Below are 17,318 nucleotides of genomic sequence, written 5' to 3'. Positions count from 1 at the left end.
ACTGTCACGCAAGTGTGGCAGCGCGCTTGGAAAAACATCATCAGACTCGCGGCCTACTGGGGTTCTGTTTTTTGGTGTTTTTCATGCGGGTTTTAATTTTTCTGGTCGCGCTTCTGTGCGGCTTGCCGTCTTTTGCGGCCGATCGTTGTGATACCGATGTTCCTGTACAGATGGCCAACCTCAAGGATGTGCGGATTGCCTACCAGAGTATTGGCAGCGAGTCCGACCCTGCCTTGCTGTTGGTGATGGGGCTGGGTGGGCAGTTGATTCACTGGCCGGATGAGGTCGTGGTCGCGTTGTGTCAGCAGGGCTATCGGGTGATTCGTTACGACAATCGCGATGTGGGTCTGTCTTCGTGGGTGCAACAGCCAGCGGATGCCAATCTGACGTTCGAAGTGCTGCGTTACAAACTTGGCCTGCCTGTCTCGGCACCCTATTCGTTGACTGATATGGCCGACGATGCGCTGGGTTTGATGGATGCATTGCAGATTCGCCAGTTTCACGTGTTGGGCGCGAGCATGGGCGGCATGATCGCTCAGCATCTTGCCGATCTGGCGCCGTCGCGGGTCGAAAGCCTGACGCTGATCATGACCAGTTCCGGTGCGCAGGGTTTGCCTATGCCCAGTACCGCGCTTATGCAACTGTTGGCGCGGCGCGGCGCGCCCAATCGGGAAGTGGCGATCGAGCAACAGGCCGATCTGCTTGCCGCGCTGGGCAGCCCGCAGGTCAAGGACGATCGCCAGCAATTGCTGCATCAGGCGGCTGTTTCCTATGACCGGGCGTTCAATCCCGAAGGTGTGAAACGCCAGATCATGGCGATTCTGGCCGAGCCCAGCCGCGTGGAACTGCTGAACCGTCTGCGTCTGCCGGTACTGGTGGTTCACGGCACGGCTGACCCGCTGCTGCCGGTCATGCATGGTGTGCATGTGGCCGCGCACATTCAGGGCAGCCAGCTGCGCCTGATTCCGGGGCTGGCGCACCGTTTTCAGGAGGCCTTCAAGGCCCCGTTGCTCGGTGCAGTGCTGCCGTACCTGAAGGCCCAGCATGAAGACGGACGCAACCTGGCTCAGTTGTAAGCCGGCCCGGTTGTCAGGCATGGGCAGAGGTGTATCGTGTGACCTTTGCTTACCGAAAAGGGCCGACATGACAACTGCACTGAAGATCGACTTCATCTCCGATGTTTCCTGCCCCTGGTGCGTCATTGGTCTGCGCGCGCTGGATCAGGCGCTGGAGGCACTTGGGGATGAGGTGCAAGCGCACATTCACTTCCAGCCTTTCGAGCTGAACCCGAACATGCCTGCCGAAGGGCAGGACATCAAAGAACACATCGCCGAAAAGTACGGCTCCACGCCGGAACAGATCGAAGGTATTCACGAAACCATCCGTGAACGCGGTGCTGAACTCGGCTTCACCTTTGCCAGCGGCGAGCGGCGTATCTACAACACGTTCGATGCCCATCGCCTGCTGCACTGGGCCGAACAGCAAGGCAAGCAGCACGCGTTGAAGCAGGCGCTGTTCGAGGCGTATTTCAGCGACCTGAAAGACCCGTCCGATCACCAGACTCTGGCAGCTGTGGCGCAGAAGGTCGGCCTGGACCGTCTGCGTGCTCAGGCCATCCTGGGCAGTGACGAATACACCGCCGAGGTTCGCGAGGCCGAGCAGCTCTGGACGTCTCGCGGTATCACCTCCGTGCCGACCATGGTCTTCAACGACCAGTATGCCGTCTCGGGCGGTCAGCCGGTCGAGGTATTCGTCAGCGCGATTCGCCAGATTGTCGGTGAATCGCAGTAACGTGCTGCCTGTGCAGGATAGGACGCAGAGCGTCCGGAAAGGCATGCCCACGCGGAGCATGGGCACGATCGGTGTCTTGCGCACACCTATCGTTCCTCACGCTCCGGCGTAGGGGCGTGAACGCCTATCGTTCCTCACGCTCCAGCGTGGGAGTGCAGTGGGTGACGCTCTGCGTCACAGATCTGCGCTACGCCGCGTGCTCCAGATCGGGCGCAGTGCTCAAAGCCCGTATTTCTTGACCTTGTCGAACAGTGTGGTCTTGGCCATGCCCAGTTCCTGACTGGCCTGGCTGAGGTTGCCGCCGCTGCGTTGCAAGGCGTCGCCGAGCAATGAGCGTTCGAAGGCTTCGACCGCTTCGGCAAACCCCAGACTCTGGTTTTCACTGACCGTGCCTGACTGCTTGAACGCTGGCAGACCCAAGGCAAACCGCTCGGCCACGTTGCGCAGTTCGCGTACATTGCCCGGCCAGTCATGGCTCATCAGGTTCGAGCTGGTTTGCCGATCCAGCACGGGCGGTTCGCGGTCGAAGCGTAACGACGACAACTGCAGGAAGTGTTCGAACAACTGCAGAATGTCTTCGCGGCGCTCACGCAAGGGTGGCAGTTCAAGCGTGACGACGTTGAGGCGGTAATACAGATCGCTGCGGAACTGATTGGTTTTGCCCAAGGCATTCAAATCGGATTTGGTCGCCGCTATGACCCGGCAATCCACGGCGACGCTCTGGTTGGAACCCAGCCGCTCGAGGGTTCGCTCCTGCAGGACGCGCAGCAGCTTGATCTGCAGATTGACCGGCATGCTTTCCACTTCATCGAGAAACAGCGTGCCGTTGTGCGCGTGTTCGATCTTGCCGATGCGCCGCTTGCCCGCGCCGGTAAAGGCGTTGGCTTCATGGCCGAAGATTTCCGACTCGAACAGGCTTTCCGCCAGCCCGCCACAGTTGAGCGCCACGAACTGGCTGTCCTTGCGCCGACTGAAATCGTGCAGGCAGCGCGCGACCAGTTCCTTGCCCGTGCCGGTTTCACCTTCGATCAGTACGTTGGCCGAGGTGTCGGCGACGTTGGCAATCAACGCACGCAGGTTTTGCATGGCCGGGGAGCGGCCGATGATCCGGCCTTCCAGCGAATCGCGTTCGGCCAGTTGCTTGCGCAAGGCCCACACTTCACGGGCCAGGCCGCGTTGCTCCAGTGCGCGCCGGGTGACGTCGACCAGACGCTCAGGCGAAAAGGGTTTCTCCATGAAATCGTAAGCGCCATCGCGCATTGCGTTGACGGCCATGGTGATGTCGCCATGGCCGGTGATGAGCACCACCGGCAGGCTGCTGTCACGTGCCTTGAGACGGCTCAGCAACTCCAGCCCGTCGATACCCGGCAAGCGAATATCGCTGATGACGATACCGGCGAAGTTGTCATCAATACGTTTCAAGGCCTCTTCGGCGCTCGAAACGCCCTCGCTGGCGATGTCTTCCAGCGCGAGGGCCTGCTGGCAGCCGAGCAATACATGCGGATCGTCTTCGACGATCAGGACGGTCAGGTCGCTGTTTATGCTCATGGGTGTCGTCTCATGTCGGGCTGTCCGGGTGGCGGGCATCGGGGATGAACGGCAGGCTCAGGACAAACGTCGTACCGCCGTCCTGCGGATGCTCTGCGCTCAGGCTGCCCCCGGCTGCGGCGGCAAGGCTCGCCGACAGTGTCAGGCCCAGGCCCAGGCCTTGTTCGCCCGGTTTGGTGGTGAAAAAAGGTTCAAACAGATGCTTGCGCGCGTCGGCATCGACGCCGTGCCCGTTATCACGTACCCGCAGACGGTATCGGCCGTCGATAACCGATCCGGTGAGCCATAACTCCGGTTGCTGCAGGTCGAACATGGCGTCCAGTGCGTTGCCGATCAGGTTGACCAGAATCTGTTCCAGGCGGGTCTGGTCGATGGTCAGGGTGGCGTCGATGAAGTCTCGATGCAGCGTCAGACCGGACTGCTCCACGCGCACGCCCAGCAATTGCATCGCCGCATCGACAGCCTTGCTCAGTTGCGCCTGGCCCTGATCGTCGCCGCGTCTGGCGAATGCGCGCAGGCTGGCGGTGATGCGGCCCATGCGATCGACCAGATCATTGATGGTACGCAGGTTGGTGCTCGCGGTGTCCAGCGCACCTCGTTCCAGAAAGCGCACGGTGTTGCCGGACAAGGTGCGCAGTGCGGCCAGAGGCTGGTTCAGTTCATGCGCGATGCTGGTCGACATCTGGCCGATGGCTGCCAGCTTTCCGGCCTGTACCAGCTCGTCCTGCGCCTTGCGCAAGGTGTCTTCAGCCTGCCTTCGTTCACGAATCTGCGCCTTGAGGCGTTCGTTGCTGGCCCGCAGGTGTTCGGTACGTTCGGCGATCTTGCGTTCCAGCTCGTTGTTGGCAGCCTGCAGCGCTTCCCTGGCCGCAAGCCGGGTCGAGATGACCTTGCGCCGCTCGTTCCAGGCGATCAGCAGAAAGGTCACCAGCGCGCAAGCCACGGCGACCAGCATGCCCTGATTGGCCGCTTCACGGCGCAGATTCTCCAGCGGGGTAAGCAGTGTCAGGTGCCAGGCGGTGTCACTCAGCGGGCGGCTCTGGGCCAGATAACTGACCTTTTTGTGTTCGCGGTCGACACTGATGTTGGCGGGGAAAACCAGTGTCTCGACGCCCTCGGACAAGGTTTCCCGTTCCAGTGGCACCAGTTCGTTGAGCGGCCACCAGTAATATTGCAGGCTGCGAGCCAGGCGCTCCTTGACCTCAGCCGTGAGCGGGCGCACTGATTTCAGACGCCGGGCCGGGTCGCTGGAGAGGATGATGATGCCATTCTCGTCGCTGACAAACGCCTCCAGCCGTGCCCGCTGCCAGCGTTCTTCGAGTGCTTCGAGGCGCACCTTGATCACCGCAACGCCGATAATGCGGCCTTTGTCTTCCAGCCCGTGCGCCAGGTAATAGCCCGACTCTCCGGTGGTGGTGCCGATGCCGTAAAAGCGCCCGGGCAGGCCGCGCACCGCGTCCTGAAAGTAGGCACGGAAAGACAGGTCTTCACCCTGATAACTGTCAGCGTCACGCCAGTTGCTGGTGGCCAGCACGCGTCCGGTGGTATCCATTACATAAATGGCGCGGCTGCGACTGCGTCGATTCAGCCCTTCGAGGTAGCGGTTGACCTGCTGCTGAAGCTCGGGTCCCGGTTCGTTCAGCAACTGCGACACGCTGGATTCGAGCTCCAGCACGCTGGGCAGGTAGGTGTATTTGCTGATTTCGCTCTCGACCGTGCGCGCGTGCAGCTCGAGCTGGCGTTCGCCGGTTTCGCGCAGGCTCTTGATGCCGCTGTGTTCACTGACCAGATAGGCGATATAGCCCAGCCCGATCATCAGCATGAGAATCAGCGGCGGCAGAAACAGTTGACGGATCAGACGGGGTTTCACGGCGAGTGATGGCGGGGCGGCGCGATAAAGAGTGGGGTCGCATTTCATCACAGTCGTCCTGGACCGAACAGCTGCCCGCTGATAGGCGGACAGCCGTCAAGCTATTGCCTAGTGCTGAAGAATCTTGGCGAGGAATTGCTGGGCGCGTTCCGAGCGTGCGCTCACGTCACCGAAAAACTCTTCCTTGGCGCAGTCTTCGACGATCTGCCCCTTGTCCATGAAAATCACCCGGTTGGCGACTTTGCGCGCGAAGCCCATTTCGTGGGTCACGCACATCATGGTCATGCCTTCCTGGGCCAGTTGCACCATCACATCGAGCACTTCATTGACCATTTCCGGGTCAAGTGCGGACGTGGGCTCGTCGAACAGCATGACCACCGGGTCCATCGCCAGCGCGCGCGCGATGGCGACACGCTGTTGCTGCCCACCGGAAAGCTGGCCGGGATGCTTGTGCGCATGCTCGGAAAGACCGACGCGGTCCAGCAGCTTCAGACCCTTCTCGGTGGCTTCGGCCTTGCTGCGGCCCAGTACCTTGATCTGCGCGATGGTCAGGTTTTCGACAATGCTCAGGTGCGGAAACAGTTCGAAGTGCTGAAACACCATGCCGACCCGCGAGCGCAGTTTCGGCAGGTTGGTCTTCGAGTCGGAGATCGATGTGCCGTCGACGACGATCTCGCCTTTCTGAAACGGCTCCAGCGCGTTCACGCATTTGATCAGGGTCGATTTGCCGGAGCCGGACGGGCCGCACACCACCACCACTTCACCCTTGCTGACCTCGGTGCTGCAATCGGTCAGTACCTGGAAGTCCCCATACCACTTGTTGACGTTTTTGATGGAAATCATACGGCAAACCTTTTTTGCAGACGCTTCACCAGCAGCGAGGCGGCAAAGCTGATCGTGAAATACACCAGACCGGCAATGATCAGGAACTCGTTGGCGCGCCCGATGATGTCGCCACTTGAGCGCGATGCGTTGAGAAAATCGACGAGGCCGACGGTGTACACCAGGGAGGTGTCCTGAAACAGAATGATGCTCTGTTGCAGCAGCAGCGGGGTCATCTTGCGAAACGCCTGGGGCAGGATGATCAGTCGCATCATTTGCGAGTAGTTCATGCCCAGCGCCTGAGCGGCGCCCATTTGTCCCTTGGAGATCGACTGCACACCGGCACGGACGATTTCGCAGAAGTACGCGGCTTCGAACATCATGAAGGCCACGACGCAGGAGGCGAACGCACCGATGGGCGTGTCCTCACCGGTAATCCAGCGCAGCACGAACGGCACGGCCAGATAGAACCAGGTGATCACCAGCAGCAGCGGGATCGAACGAAAGTAGTTCACGTAGGCGCCGGCCACATTGGCCAGCAGCTTGTTCGACGACAGGCGCATCAGCGCCAGCAGCGTGCCAAGCACCAGGCCGCCGACGACACCCATCGCCATCAGCTTGAGGGTCATGACCATGCCGTTCCACAGACCGGGAATGGCCGGAACGATTCCAGTGAAGTCCATTTATTTGCCCCCCAGTGAGATGAGTCCCGGTACGGCGACTTTCTTCTCGATCGCACGCATCAGCAGCATCAGGCTCATGTTCAGCGTGAAGTAGATGAGCGTCGCGAGGGTGAAGGCCTCGAACAGGTTGGCAGAGAACTCGGCGGTCTGTTTGGTCTGTGCGAGCAACTCCATCAGGCCGATCAGCGACGCTACCGATGAGTTCTTGAACACGTTCAGGAATTCGGAGGTGAGCGGCGGAATGATGATCCGGTAAGCCTGCGGCAACAGCACGTTCCAGTAGATCTGTGGCAGCTTGAAGCCCATGGCGCGTGCGGCCGATTCCTGGCCCTTCGGCAGTGCTTCAATGCCGGTACGCACCTGTTCGCAGACCCGTGCAGCGGTGAACAGGCCAAGGCAGACCACTACGCTGAGGAACGCGGAGGTGGTCGGGTTCAGGTCTTGCTTGTACCACTCCTGCAGGTTTTCCGGCAGCAGGTCGGGCACCAGGAAGTACCAGATGAACAGCTGCACCAGCAGTGGCACATTACGGAAGATTTCCACGTATACCGCGGCGATACCTGACACCAGACGGTTTGGCACGGTGCGCATGACGCCCAGCACCGAGCCCAGTATCAGGGCAATGATCCAGGCAACTACAGCAATGGCGATGGTCCAGCCCAGCCCGGAGATGAACCAGTCCAGATAGGTCTCGCTGCCGACGCCGGTGGACTTGAAGAATACGCCCCAGTCCCAGTTGTAATTCATCAGGGTCTCCCCCTCTTTTTATTGCTATCGAAATGCACGCACTGTCGTCAGTCAGGAGTGACGAGGCGATCCCGGCCAGGCAGTGCCCGCCCGGGATACCGTCAGTTCGGACTGGCCGAACCGGTCCTTCAGGCTTTTTTGTCGTCAGCCGCTTTGTCGGTCGGGTTCTGAATCAGCTCCTTGAGCTTGTCGCTCATCGGGAAATTCAGGTTCAGCCCTTTAGGCGGGACTTTCGACATGAACCACTTGCTGTAGATGGCATTGATTTCGCCAGACTTGTAGGTGGCGACAATGGCGTCATCCACGGCCTTCTTGAACGGGGCGTCACCCTTGCGAACCATGCAGCCGTATATTTCGTAGGATTGTGCAGTGCCGGTCACTGCCCAGTCGTCCGGCTTCTTGGCCTTGGCCATTTCGCCTGCCAGCAGCGCGTCGTCCATCATGAACGCGACGGCACGGCCGGACTCGAGCATCTGGAAGGATTCACCGTGGTCTTTGGCGGAGATCACGTTCATGCCCATCTGCTTGTCAGCGTTCATCGCCTTGAGGATGCGCTCGGAAGTAGTGCCGGCCGTGGTGACGACGTTCTTGCCTTTCAGGTCGTCGAAATCCTTGTAGCTGGAGTCCTTTTTCGACAGCAGGCGTGTGCCGACTTCAAAGATGCCGATGGAGAAATCGACCTGCTGCTGACGCTCGACATTGTTGGTGGTCGAGCCACATTCCACATCGACGGTGCCGTTCTGAACCAGCGGGATACGGGTCTGCGAAGTCACCAGGTTGTACTTGACCTTGAGGTCAGGCATGTCGAGGTCTTTCTTGATGGCTTCGACGATTTTCAGCTGGATGTCATGGGAGTAGCCCACAGGTACGCCTGAAGCATCCGCTGTGTAGGAAAACGGAATGGAGGCGTCACGATGGCCCAGCGTGATGGTGCCGGATTCCTTGATCTTCTTCAGAGTGCCGGTGAGTTCGGCGGCGAAAACCGGCGTGCTGATCAGAGCGGCAGTGATTGCTGCGCCCAACAGGTGGGGAACGATGCGCATGGGTGAGTCCTTGATTTCATTTTTTATTGATGGGGCCGCCATCAGAGTCGGCCCGCTTCTTGGCGAATGCTTCAACGGCGTCCACATCCAGACACACGCCCTTGTCGAAACGCTCGGTTCAGAATGTAGAGCATGAGTCGTGCCAAGCTTTTTTAAGAAGTCAACATGCTGAATTTAAAGGGATTTCTTTATATTGGCTCTGGTGTTACGGATCAATGCGTCCGGGAAGCCGAATAAGGCGGGGTCGATTGTTCGGAAAACCGAATGGAAGGGGTTGTGCAGGAAGAGGGCAGCAAGTAGAGAAGCCTGTTCACCCCGCTAGGGGTGAACAGGTTGCAGGCGGATGATCAGGCCGCTTCGAAAGAGGCTTTGTTGCGCACGACTGTTTCCAGGTAGCTGCTCACGGCAGCCTGTTCCTCAGGCGTCGTGAACAGACCAAGCTTGGTGCGGCGCCAAAGGATGTCTTCGATGCTGGTGGCCCATTCCTGGTCGCACAGGTAATCGACCTCGCGGGTATACAGGCCTGCCCCCAAATGCTGACCAAGGTCTTCCAGGCTTTGCGCACCCTCCAGCAAGCGCCAGCTGCGGCTGCCGTAGGTAATCGACCAGCGTTTGGCGATAGGGGCTGGCAGCCAGCTGCAGCGGCGGGTCATTTCTGTTGCCAGCGCTTCGGCGGTGGTCATGTCTTCGCCACCCGGCAGGGTAGCCTTGGCCGTCCAGCTCGGTTTCATCTGTTTGAAGAACGGTGCCAACTGCGCCATCGCCGACTCGGCCAGTTTGCGGTAGGTGGTCAGCTTGCCGCCGAACACCGACAGAATCGGCGCTTCGTCAGCGCCGCCTGACAACGAAAGCGTGTAATCACGGGTGATGGCAGACGGATTATCGGACTCATCGTTGCACAGCGGGCGCACGCCAGAGAACGTGTGGAGCACGTCTGCGCGACTCAACTGTTTCTTGAAGTGGTCATTGGCCACTTTCAGCACGTAATCCATCTCGCCTTCAGTGATATCCACCTTGTTCGGATCGCCCTGATACTCACGGTCGGTGGTGCCGACGATAGTGAAGTGCTCCAGATACGGAATCGTGAACACGATGCGCTTGTCTTCGTTCTGCAGAATGAACGCGTGCTCACCTTCGTACAGTTTCGGCACGATCAGGTGGCTGCCCTGAATCAGGCGGATGCCGTAAGCCGAGTCGAGCTTGAGGTCTTCACGGATGAACTTGGCCACCCATGGGCCTGCCGCATTGACCAATGCCTTGGCATGGATCGAAAACAGGCTGCCGTCGCTGCGCTCCAGGTGCAGATGCCACATGCCCTTGATACGGCGGGCGCTGACACAGCGGGTCTGAGTATGAATATGCGCACCGTTTTCACGAGCGGACATGGCGTTGAGCACTACCAGACGCGCATCGTCGACCCAGCAGTCGGAATATTCGAAACCGCGGGTGATGCTCGGGTTGAGCGGGCTGTCCGCACCGAAATGAATGGTTCGCGATGCCGGCAGCTTTTCGCGCTTGCCGAGGTTGTCATACAGGAACATCCCGGCGCGAATCATCCAGGCCGGACGCAGGTGCGGACGATGAGGCAGCACAAAGCGCATTGGCTTGACGATGTGCGGTGCTTTGGCAAGCAGCACTTCGCGTTCTGCCAGGGCTTCACGCACCAGGCGGAACTCGTAATGCTCCAGATAGCGCAAGCCACCATGGATCAGCTTGCTGCTGGCCGAGGACGTGTGGCTGGCCAGGTCGTCCTTTTCGCACAGAAAAACCGAAAGGCCGCGACCGGCGGCATCCGCTGCAATGCCGACACCGTTGATGCCACCGCCAATAACGGCAATGTCGTAAACCTCTGAGAGGGGCGGGGTTGGCACGTTGGTGTGGGGCATTGGTGGCCTCCTGGACAATTCGTGAGCAGTGCTCGAAAGGCGAATCTGAACATTAATGTTCATTTCCGAAAATCATAGCTCAATAAAATGACCGTTGCCAGCACGTATCGATTGAAAATACTGATGATGAAATAAAGAAAAGAACAAATGTGAACATTGTAGGGCGGGAATTAGCACAGGGAGGATCGGTGCACAGTCGGCACGGAACTGCTCTGCGTCACAGCTCTGAGCTGCCCCGCCGAAACAGGAGAGGACGCAGAGCGTCCGGAACGGCATACCCACGCGGAGCATGGGCACGATAGTGTTCTTACGGGCGGCTATCGTTCCTCACGCTCCAGCGTGGGAATGCCTTGGGTAACGCTTCGCGTCACAGATGCGCGCTGCGCCATACATACACAAGTCTTGTGGGAGCGAGCTTGCTCGCGAAGAGGCCGGTACAGACTCCAGAAAATGGGGCGCTCGATGCACCGTCTTCATGAGCACTGCGGACCGCCGCGCGAACACCGCTCGCGCCTGACAATCACACCACTTCCAGACGAATCTTGTGCTGGGTCAGCAGTTGCTGCAGTGCGGGCACCGGTGGCTGGTCGGTGACCAGGCAATCGATGAGGGTGATCGGCCCCAGGCGGACCATGGCGTTGCGCCCGAACTTGCTGGAGTCAGCCGCCAGCAGCACTTTGCGAGCGTTGGCGATGATCGCCTGGGACACCCGCACTTCCTGGTAATCGAAATCCAGCAGGCTGCCGTCTTCGTCGATGCCACTGATGCCCACCAGGGCGAAGTCCACTTTGAACTGGGTGATGAAGTCGATGCTGCCCTGGCCCACAACGCCGCCGTCACGCCGCACATTACCGCCTGCTATCAGCACCTCGAAATCATCCTTGGTGCTGAGGATCGACGCCACATGCAGGTTATTGGTGATGATCTTCAGGTTGTTGTGGTTGAGCAACGCACGTGCGATGGATTCGGTGGTGGTACCGATATTGATGAACAACGAGGCGTTGTCCGGGATCTGCGCGGCGATGGCCTCGGCGATCCGTTGTTTTTCGTCGCGCATCTGGTCCGCACGCATGGCGTAGGCGGTGTTTTCGATGCTGGAGTCATAGGCCGCGCCGCCGTGGTAGCGGCGCAACAGGTTCATTTCCGCCAATTGATTGATATCACGGCGAATGGTTTGTGGGGTCACGACGAACAGCGTCGCCATCTCCTCGATGCTGACATAGCCACGGTCGCGGACCAGTTCGAGGATCTGTTGTTGGCGGGGAGGCAGGTTCATTGTTTTTCCTTGGGCGCCCTCTACAAATGGCGCCCATCATGCCGCAGGAAAGTGCAACCTGTCAGCCGGAATCCTGCTCCCCTCCTTACAACAGCGCTGTCACTCTTCGTTTTCGTGCGGTTCCCAGTCACGAGTACGCGCGACGGCTTTCTGCCAGCCTGCGTAAAGTTTTTCGCGATGCGCTTCTTCACACGATGGCTCGAACACACGCTCGATCACGGCCTTGTTGCGCAACTCGTCCAGGCTGCTCCAGAAACCAATCGCCAGACCGGCCAGGAAGGCGGCACCCAGTGCCGTGGTTTCACGCATTTGCGGACGCTCGACGTGGGTGCCGAGAATGTCTGCCTGGAACTGCATCAGGAAGTTGTTGGCCACGGCACCGCCGTCCACGCGCAGCGACTTGAGGCGTTCGCCGGAGTCCTGTTGCATGGCATCGAGCACGTCGCGGGTTTGATAGGCGATGGATTCCAGCGCTGCACGGATGATGTGATCGACTTTCACGCCACGGGTCAGGCCGAACAATGCGCCTCGTGCGTACGGGTCCCAGTAAGGTGCGCCCAGGCCCGTGAACGCCGGCACCAGGTATACGCCGTTGCTGTCCTTGACCTTGCCGGCGAAGTATTCGGTGTCCAGCGCGTCGTTGATGAGTTTGAGTTCGTCGCGCAGCCACTGCACCGTCGAGCCACCGTTGAAGACCGCGCCTTCCAGCGCATAGGCCACTTCGCCACGCGGGCCACAGCCGATGGTGGTGAGCATGCCGTGCGCCGATTTCACGGCTTTCTTGCCGGTGTTCATCAGCAGGAAGCAGCCAGTGCCATAGGTGTTCTTGGCCTGGCCGGGTTCGACACACATCTGGCCGAACAACGCCGCCTGCTGGTCGCCTGCGATACCGGCGATCGGGATGCCGCTCTTGCTGTGGCCGTAAACTTCGGAGGAGGCTTTGACCTCCGGCAGCATCTCGCGCGGGATATCCAGCACGTCGAGCATGCGCTGATCCCATTCCAGCGTATGGATGTTGAACAGCATGGTCCGCGAGGCATTGGTGTAGTCGGTGACGTGAACCTTGCCGCCGGTGAATTTCCAGATCAGCCAGGTATCGATGGTGCCGAACATCAGCTCGCCTTTGCGGGCGCGCTCACGGCTGCCTTCGACGTTGTCCAGGATCCACTTGACCTTGGAGCCGGAGAAGTACGGGTCAATCACCAGGCCTGTGGTGTCCTTGATGTACTCCTCAAGGCCATCGCGCTTGAGTTGCTGGCAGATCTCGGTGCTGCGGCGGCACTGCCAGACGATGGCGTTGTAGATCGGGCGGCCGGTGTCGCGTTCCCAGATGACGGTGGTTTCACGCTGATTGGTGATACCGATCGCGGCGATCTGGTTGTGGTGCAGATCGGCCTGCGCCAGCGCCTTGGTCATGCACGCGGTCTGAGTGGCGAAGATTTCCATCGGGTCGTGTTCGACCCAGCCTGCCTGCGGGTAATGCTGAACGAATTCGCTTTGGGCAGTGCTCACCACGTTGGCGTCGCGGTCGAAGATGATCGCGCGCGAGCTGGTGGTGCCCTGGTCAAGAGCAATGATGTAGTTCTTGTTCTGTGTGTCAGTCATGTCGATTGCCTTGCATTATTGGGTGGGATTCAGTTGGGTGAGATTCAAATTGAGTGAAATCAAGATGAAGCCTGAACTTTGCCGCGAACCACAGGAGCCTCTTTTTCATTTTCAACAGGAGCGGCGCTTGGCAGATGACGCGCAATCAGCGCGCGGTAGCCGGCAGCACCAAGGCAGGCACCCAGAATGGGCGCAAAAATCGGAACCAGGAAATAAGGAATGTCGCGACCACCGGTGAAGGCCATTTCACCCCAGCCAGCGAAGAAGGTCATCAGCTTCGGACCGAAGTCGCGTGCCGGGTTCATGGCGAAACCGGTCAGCGGGCCCATCGAGCTGCCGATCACGGCTACCAGCAGGCCGATCAGCAAGGGTGCCAGCGGGCCGCGTGGCAAACCATTGCTGTCATCGCCCAAGGCCATGATCACACCCATCAGAATGGTGGTGATGACCACTTCGACCAGAAAGGCCTGACCGACCGAAATGGCCGGGTTCGGATACGTCGAGAACACCGAGGCCAGTTCAAGACTCTGCTCGCTGCCGCGAATGATGTGGTGAGCATGTTCGAAGTCGAAAAAAAGGCTGATGTACAGCAGGTACACCAGACCCGCTCCGCAGAACGCGCCTGCGATTTGCGCCGAGATATAGAGGGGCAATTTACGTTTTTCAAAACCGGCGAACAGACTCAGCGCGATGCTGACGGCCGGGTTGAGGTGGGCACCCGAAATGCCGGCGCTGAGGTAGATCCCCATGCTGACGGCAATGCCCCAGATGATGCTGATTTCCCAAAGGCCGAAGGTGGCTCCCGCTACCTTGAGCGCTGCAACGCATCCTGTGCCGAAAAAAATCATCAGGGCGGTGCCAAGAAATTCAGCCACACATTGCCCGGTGAGCGTCGGTTGTTTTAGTGCGATGGACATGGATACCTCATTTTTTGTTTTTGTCTCGGCACCCTGAGACAGGTGTGGGTGCTCGTTATTCGTGCGTCTCAGAAAAAACCCCATTTCTGATCGCCGTTGCGAGTTATACCGAAAAATCGCTTTCGATAATATTCGTAAACGAAAAAATATAGGCAAGAAACACCGCTGTCAAAGGTCGGAACCGAACGGTCAGAAAGTCGCCAGCACCCCGCAAGGCCCTTTTATACCGGGTAATTCAGGCTGTTATCAAAAGGCTATCAGTGTCGCAGGTGGCGTGAATCAAGGCATGTTCACTTTACTTCGCTTAAAGTGATGGGCATTCGGAACCTTTTGGAGCGCTGCATGACACCCGCACTGGATTTGCTGAAAAAAAACCGCGCCGAACATCGCATTCACAGTTATGAACATGATCCGAAAGCGCCGTCATATGGGCTGGAGGCAGCGGAAAAGCTGGGTCTGGAGCCTGCACAGGTTTTCAAGACGCTGCTCGCCAGTACCGAAAAAGGCGAGTTACTGGTCGCCGTCGTGCCGGTCGTCGGAACACTTGATCTAAAGGCGCTGGCGCAGGCTGCCGGAGCAAAAAAAACCGAGATGGCCGACCCTGCGGCGGCGCAACGCTCGACGGGTTACCTGTTGGGTGGTATCAGCCCTTTGGGCCAGAAGAAGCGCCTGCGCACCTTTATCGACGAGACCGCGCAGCGCTTTGCAAGCATTTACGTCAGTGCCGGGAGGAGGGGGCTTGAGGTCGAGCTTTCGCCAGCAGTGCTGGCTGAACATACCCAGGCCAGGTTTGCCCCGATCGGCAGGGAATGACCTGCGCCTCAGTTATTGAGCGTCTGCACGGCCACACTGCCGGGCGCCGGGAACAGCACCAGATGGTCAGCTGCCACACGAATACCGACTTCCTCACCCTGGCCGTGGTCGGCGTGGCTGGGGAAAATGGCTTCCAGTTGACTGCCGGTCGACAGTTGCAGGCGATACAGGGTCGAGGCGCCCTGAAAGGTTCGACCGATGACCCTTGCTTTCAGGTCGCTTTGCGGCGCGTAGACGATATCGTCAGGACGTAACAAGACATCCACGGCGGTGCCACTGACGCCCGGGTATGCCCGGTTGCCGCGCAATACGCCGAGTTCGGTATGCACCGATTGCGGGTCCATCATCTGCCCGCGAATGAAATAGCCTTGGCCGATGAAGCTGGCAACGAACGGCGTACGGGGTTCGTGATAAAGATTGTAGGGCGTGTCCCACTGTTCCAGGCGCCCTTCTTTGAATACACCGACGTGATCGCTGACGGCAAAAGCCTCTTCCTGGTCATGAGTCACCAGAATCGCGCTGGTGCCACGCGCCTTGAGAATATCGCGCACCTCATGGCTCAGGCGCCGACGCAACTCGCCGTCCAGGTTGGAGAAGGGCTCATCGAGCAGCAGGAGCTGCGGCTCGGGCGCCAACGCTCTGGCCAGCGCCACTCGCTGTTGCTGCCCACCGGACAGCTCGTGAGGATAACGCTTGCCCAGCGCGCCGAGGTTGACCAGTTCAAGCAACTCGGCGATCACCTGATCCAGGCGCGGGTGGTTGCGAATGCCGAATGCGATGTTTTCGGCGACACTCAGGTGCGGAAATAGCGCGTAATCCTGAAACACCATGCCGATGTGGCGTTTCTCCGGCGGCAGGGTCCAGCCCGGCCGGGAGATCACTTCGCCCGCCAGGGTGATCTCACCCGCATGGATCGGTTCGAAACCGGCAATGGCGCGCAGTGTGGTGGTCTTGCCGCAGCCCGACGAGCCCAGCAGGCAGCCGATATCGCCCGCGTTGAGGTGCAGGTTCAGATCCTGCACCACGCGCTGGTTCCGATAGCCGCAAGCGAGGTTGCGCAGATTCAGCAGCAACGGGTTCATGCGGGCTTGCAGGACGGCGCGACGAGAAACTCCAGCAGTGCTTTCTGCGCGTGCAGGCGATTTTCTGCCTGATCCCAGGCGACCGAGCGCGAATCATCCAGCAGGTCGACACTGATTTCTTCGCCGCGATGGGCAGGCAGGCAGTGCATGAACAGCACGTCCTTGTCGGCCAGGTCGAGCAGGGCGCGCGTGACCTGAAACGGCGCGAACAACTTCTTGCGCCGGGCGGTTTCCTCTTCCTGACCCATGGAGGTCCACACATCGGTGCTGACCAGATGGGCGCCGGCAACTGCGGCTTTCGGATCGCGGACCACGGTGACCCGCTCGCCAGCCAGTGCCAGGAACTCGGCGTTTGGCTCGTAGCCGGCAGGGCAGGCCACACGCAACTGGAAGTCGAATTGAATCGCCGCTTCTATATAGCTGTTGCACATGTTATTGCCATCGCCGACCCAGGCAACGGTCTTGCCCTTGATCGAGCCGCGATGCTCCAGGAAGGTCTGCATGTCGGCGAGCAACTGGCACGGGTGCAGGTCATCGGACAGGCCGTTGATAACCGGCACGCGTGAATTGGCGGCGAATTCGGTCAGATTGCTGTGCGCATAAGTACGGATCATGACCGCATCCAGCATGCGCGACATCACTTTTGCACTGTCGGCAATCGGCTCGCCACGGCCCAGCTGGGTGTCCCGATGCGACAAAAAGATGGCCTGGCCACCGAGCTGAATCATCCCTGCTTCAAAAGAAAGACGGGTACGTGTCGAGGATTTCTCGAAAATCATCCCCAAGACCCGGTTCTTCAGCGGTTCAAAAAGTACACCGCGATTTCGCAGGTCTTTAAGCTCTACGCCACGACGGATCAAGCCCAAGAGTTCATCCGGGGTGTAATCCATCATCGAGAGAAAGTGCCTGGCGTTCATGATTAACTACCTTTTCTGCAACAGACCGCAGGTTATCAAAGCCGGTTTTTATCGATAAAACGGGCTAGACCTGCGGCGGAAGCCGCACGGGGCGACGAATAAGAAAGGCGCGATAGTATAAAAAAATGTCGCGTCTTACCAATAGCATGCGTTTTTCTGAAACATGGGTACTAGTGGCGTCCCGGATAGAGGGGACGCCGTTATTCTGTGTTGACGGGGCAAAAACTGGCTACGCTGAGAAGGTTGACAGCCATCTGCACTTTTTCCGAAGGCAGCATTTGTACACTGCCCAAATAGCGCTTGGCAATTAGTACCAAT

General features: G+C 59.2%; 15 protein-coding genes. 3 read left to right on the top strand and 12 right to left on the bottom strand.

Going from position 1 to position 17,318, the window contains the following annotated elements:
* Positions 1 to 83: 83 nt before the first annotated feature.
* Entirely contained in the window at positions 84 to 1,076 is a 993-nt protein-coding gene (locus KBY08_RS05060; RefSeq protein ID WP_080267666.1) for an alpha/beta fold hydrolase, read from the top strand.
* Between the two features lie 67 nt (positions 1,077 to 1,143).
* Positions 1,144 to 1,791, top strand: coding sequence for a DsbA family oxidoreductase (locus KBY08_RS05055; RefSeq protein ID WP_011268731.1), 648 nt, complete (start codon positions 1,144 to 1,146; stop codon positions 1,789 to 1,791).
* A 219-nt stretch (positions 1,792 to 2,010) separates the two neighbouring features.
* On the opposite strand, the gene KBY08_RS05050 is transcribed toward KBY08_RS05055, so the two are convergent.
* From KBY08_RS05050 to KBY08_RS05005, 10 genes are all read right to left on the bottom strand, one after another.
* The gene (locus KBY08_RS05050) at positions 2,011 to 3,339 is read right to left on the bottom strand and encodes a sigma-54-dependent transcriptional regulator (protein ID WP_011268730.1); all 1,329 of its coding nucleotides are present in this window, start codon (positions 3,337 to 3,339) and stop codon (positions 2,011 to 2,013) included.
* A gap of 10 nt (positions 3,340 to 3,349) precedes the next feature.
* Positions 3,350 to 5,257, bottom strand: a complete 1,908-nt coding sequence (locus KBY08_RS05045) for a sensor histidine kinase (RefSeq protein ID WP_024641755.1) — start codon at positions 5,255 to 5,257, stop codon at positions 3,350 to 3,352.
* A gap of 60 nt (positions 5,258 to 5,317) precedes the next feature.
* Complete coding sequence (locus tag KBY08_RS05040; protein WP_024639292.1) at positions 5,318 to 6,052, bottom strand: amino acid ABC transporter ATP-binding protein; 735 nt, start codon at positions 6,050 to 6,052, stop codon at positions 5,318 to 5,320.
* On the bottom strand, positions 6,049 to 6,714 hold the full coding sequence (locus KBY08_RS05035; RefSeq protein ID WP_002554865.1) for an amino acid ABC transporter permease: 666 nt from the start codon (positions 6,712 to 6,714) through the stop codon (positions 6,049 to 6,051). Before KBY08_RS05035 ends, KBY08_RS05040 begins: the two co-directional genes overlap by 4 nt.
* Complete coding sequence (locus KBY08_RS05030; RefSeq protein ID WP_011268727.1) at positions 6,715 to 7,461, bottom strand: amino acid ABC transporter permease; 747 nt, start codon at positions 7,459 to 7,461, stop codon at positions 6,715 to 6,717.
* A gap of 128 nt (positions 7,462 to 7,589) precedes the next feature.
* The gene (locus KBY08_RS05025; RefSeq protein ID WP_024641756.1) at positions 7,590 to 8,504 is read right to left on the bottom strand and encodes a glutamate/aspartate ABC transporter substrate-binding protein; all 915 of its coding nucleotides are present in this window, start codon (positions 8,502 to 8,504) and stop codon (positions 7,590 to 7,592) included.
* A gap of 347 nt (positions 8,505 to 8,851) precedes the next feature.
* Positions 8,852 to 10,390, bottom strand: coding sequence for a glycerol-3-phosphate dehydrogenase (gene glpD, locus KBY08_RS05020; RefSeq protein WP_024641757.1), 1,539 nt, complete (start codon positions 10,388 to 10,390; stop codon positions 8,852 to 8,854).
* 520 nt (positions 10,391 to 10,910) lie between these two features.
* Entirely contained in the window at positions 10,911 to 11,666 is a 756-nt protein-coding gene (locus KBY08_RS05015) for a DeoR/GlpR family transcriptional regulator (RefSeq protein WP_011169330.1), read from the bottom strand.
* 99 nt (positions 11,667 to 11,765) lie between these two features.
* Positions 11,766 to 13,271, bottom strand: coding sequence for a glycerol kinase GlpK (glpK, locus tag KBY08_RS05010; protein WP_003405430.1), 1,506 nt, complete (start codon positions 13,269 to 13,271; stop codon positions 11,766 to 11,768).
* 59 nt (positions 13,272 to 13,330) lie between these two features.
* Entirely contained in the window at positions 13,331 to 14,188 is an 858-nt protein-coding gene (locus KBY08_RS05005) for an MIP/aquaporin family protein (RefSeq protein WP_024642597.1), read from the bottom strand.
* Between the two features lie 342 nt (positions 14,189 to 14,530).
* Here KBY08_RS05005 and ybaK point away from each other — a divergent pair, with 342 nt between their 5' ends.
* Complete coding sequence (gene ybaK / locus KBY08_RS05000; protein WP_003405434.1) at positions 14,531 to 15,001, top strand: Cys-tRNA(Pro) deacylase; 471 nt, start codon at positions 14,531 to 14,533, stop codon at positions 14,999 to 15,001.
* A gap of 8 nt (positions 15,002 to 15,009) precedes the next feature.
* Here the strand turns inward: ybaK and KBY08_RS04995 are convergent, their stop codons facing one another.
* Positions 15,010 to 16,083, bottom strand: a complete 1,074-nt coding sequence (locus KBY08_RS04995) for an ABC transporter ATP-binding protein (protein WP_111522070.1) — start codon at positions 16,081 to 16,083, stop codon at positions 15,010 to 15,012.
* Complete coding sequence (argF, locus tag KBY08_RS04990) at positions 16,080 to 17,000, bottom strand: ornithine carbamoyltransferase (protein ID WP_003405436.1); 921 nt, start codon at positions 16,998 to 17,000, stop codon at positions 16,080 to 16,082. Before argF ends, KBY08_RS04995 begins: the two co-directional genes overlap by 4 nt.
* Positions 17,001 to 17,318: the final 318 nt, after the last annotated feature.

The sequence above is a fragment of the Pseudomonas sp. P135 genome (assembly GCF_020312125.1).
GTDB classification, from domain to species: Bacteria; Pseudomonadota; Gammaproteobacteria; order Pseudomonadales; family Pseudomonadaceae; genus Aquipseudomonas; species Aquipseudomonas fragariae.
Note: the sequence above shows the minus strand (reverse complement) of the source record. Positions and strands in the feature narration are given on the sequence as shown.

What these genes read in the sequence shown, in the direction of transcription:
- KBY08_RS05060 (WP_080267666.1), top strand. Translation starts at nt 84, where the DNA reads ATGCGGGTTTTAATTTTTCTGGTCGCGCTTCTGTGCGGCTTGCCGTCT.
- KBY08_RS05055 (WP_011268731.1), top strand. Translation starts at nt 1,144, where the DNA reads ATGACAACTGCACTGAAGATCGACTTCATCTCCGATGTTTCCTGCCCC.
- KBY08_RS05050 (WP_011268730.1), bottom strand. Translation starts at nt 3,339, where the DNA reads ATGAGCATAAACAGCGACCTGACCGTCCTGATCGTCGAAGACGATCCG.
- KBY08_RS05045 (WP_024641755.1), bottom strand. Translation starts at nt 5,257, where the DNA reads ATGAAATGCGACCCCACTCTTTATCGCGCCGCCCCGCCATCACTCGCC.
- KBY08_RS05040 (WP_024639292.1), bottom strand. Translation starts at nt 6,052, where the DNA reads ATGATTTCCATCAAAAACGTCAACAAGTGGTATGGGGACTTCCAGGTA.
- KBY08_RS05035 (WP_002554865.1), bottom strand. Translation starts at nt 6,714, where the DNA reads ATGGACTTCACTGGAATCGTTCCGGCCATTCCCGGTCTGTGGAACGGC.
- KBY08_RS05030 (WP_011268727.1), bottom strand. Translation starts at nt 7,461, where the DNA reads ATGAATTACAACTGGGACTGGGGCGTATTCTTCAAGTCCACCGGCGTC.
- KBY08_RS05025 (WP_024641756.1), bottom strand. Translation starts at nt 8,504, where the DNA reads ATGCGCATCGTTCCCCACCTGTTGGGCGCAGCAATCACTGCCGCTCTG.
- glpD (WP_024641757.1), bottom strand. Translation starts at nt 10,390, where the DNA reads ATGCCCCACACCAACGTGCCAACCCCGCCCCTCTCAGAGGTTTACGAC.
- KBY08_RS05015 (WP_011169330.1), bottom strand. Translation starts at nt 11,666, where the DNA reads ATGAACCTGCCTCCCCGCCAACAACAGATCCTCGAACTGGTCCGCGAC.
- glpK (WP_003405430.1), bottom strand. Translation starts at nt 13,271, where the DNA reads ATGACTGACACACAGAACAAGAACTACATCATTGCTCTTGACCAGGGC.
- KBY08_RS05005 (WP_024642597.1), bottom strand. Translation starts at nt 14,188, where the DNA reads ATGTCCATCGCACTAAAACAACCGACGCTCACCGGGCAATGTGTGGCT.
- ybaK (WP_003405434.1), top strand. Translation starts at nt 14,531, where the DNA reads ATGACACCCGCACTGGATTTGCTGAAAAAAAACCGCGCCGAACATCGC.
- KBY08_RS04995 (WP_111522070.1), bottom strand. Translation starts at nt 16,083, where the DNA reads ATGAACCCGTTGCTGCTGAATCTGCGCAACCTCGCTTGCGGCTATCGG.
- argF (WP_003405436.1), bottom strand. Translation starts at nt 17,000, where the DNA reads ATGAACGCCAGGCACTTTCTCTCGATGATGGATTACACCCCGGATGAA.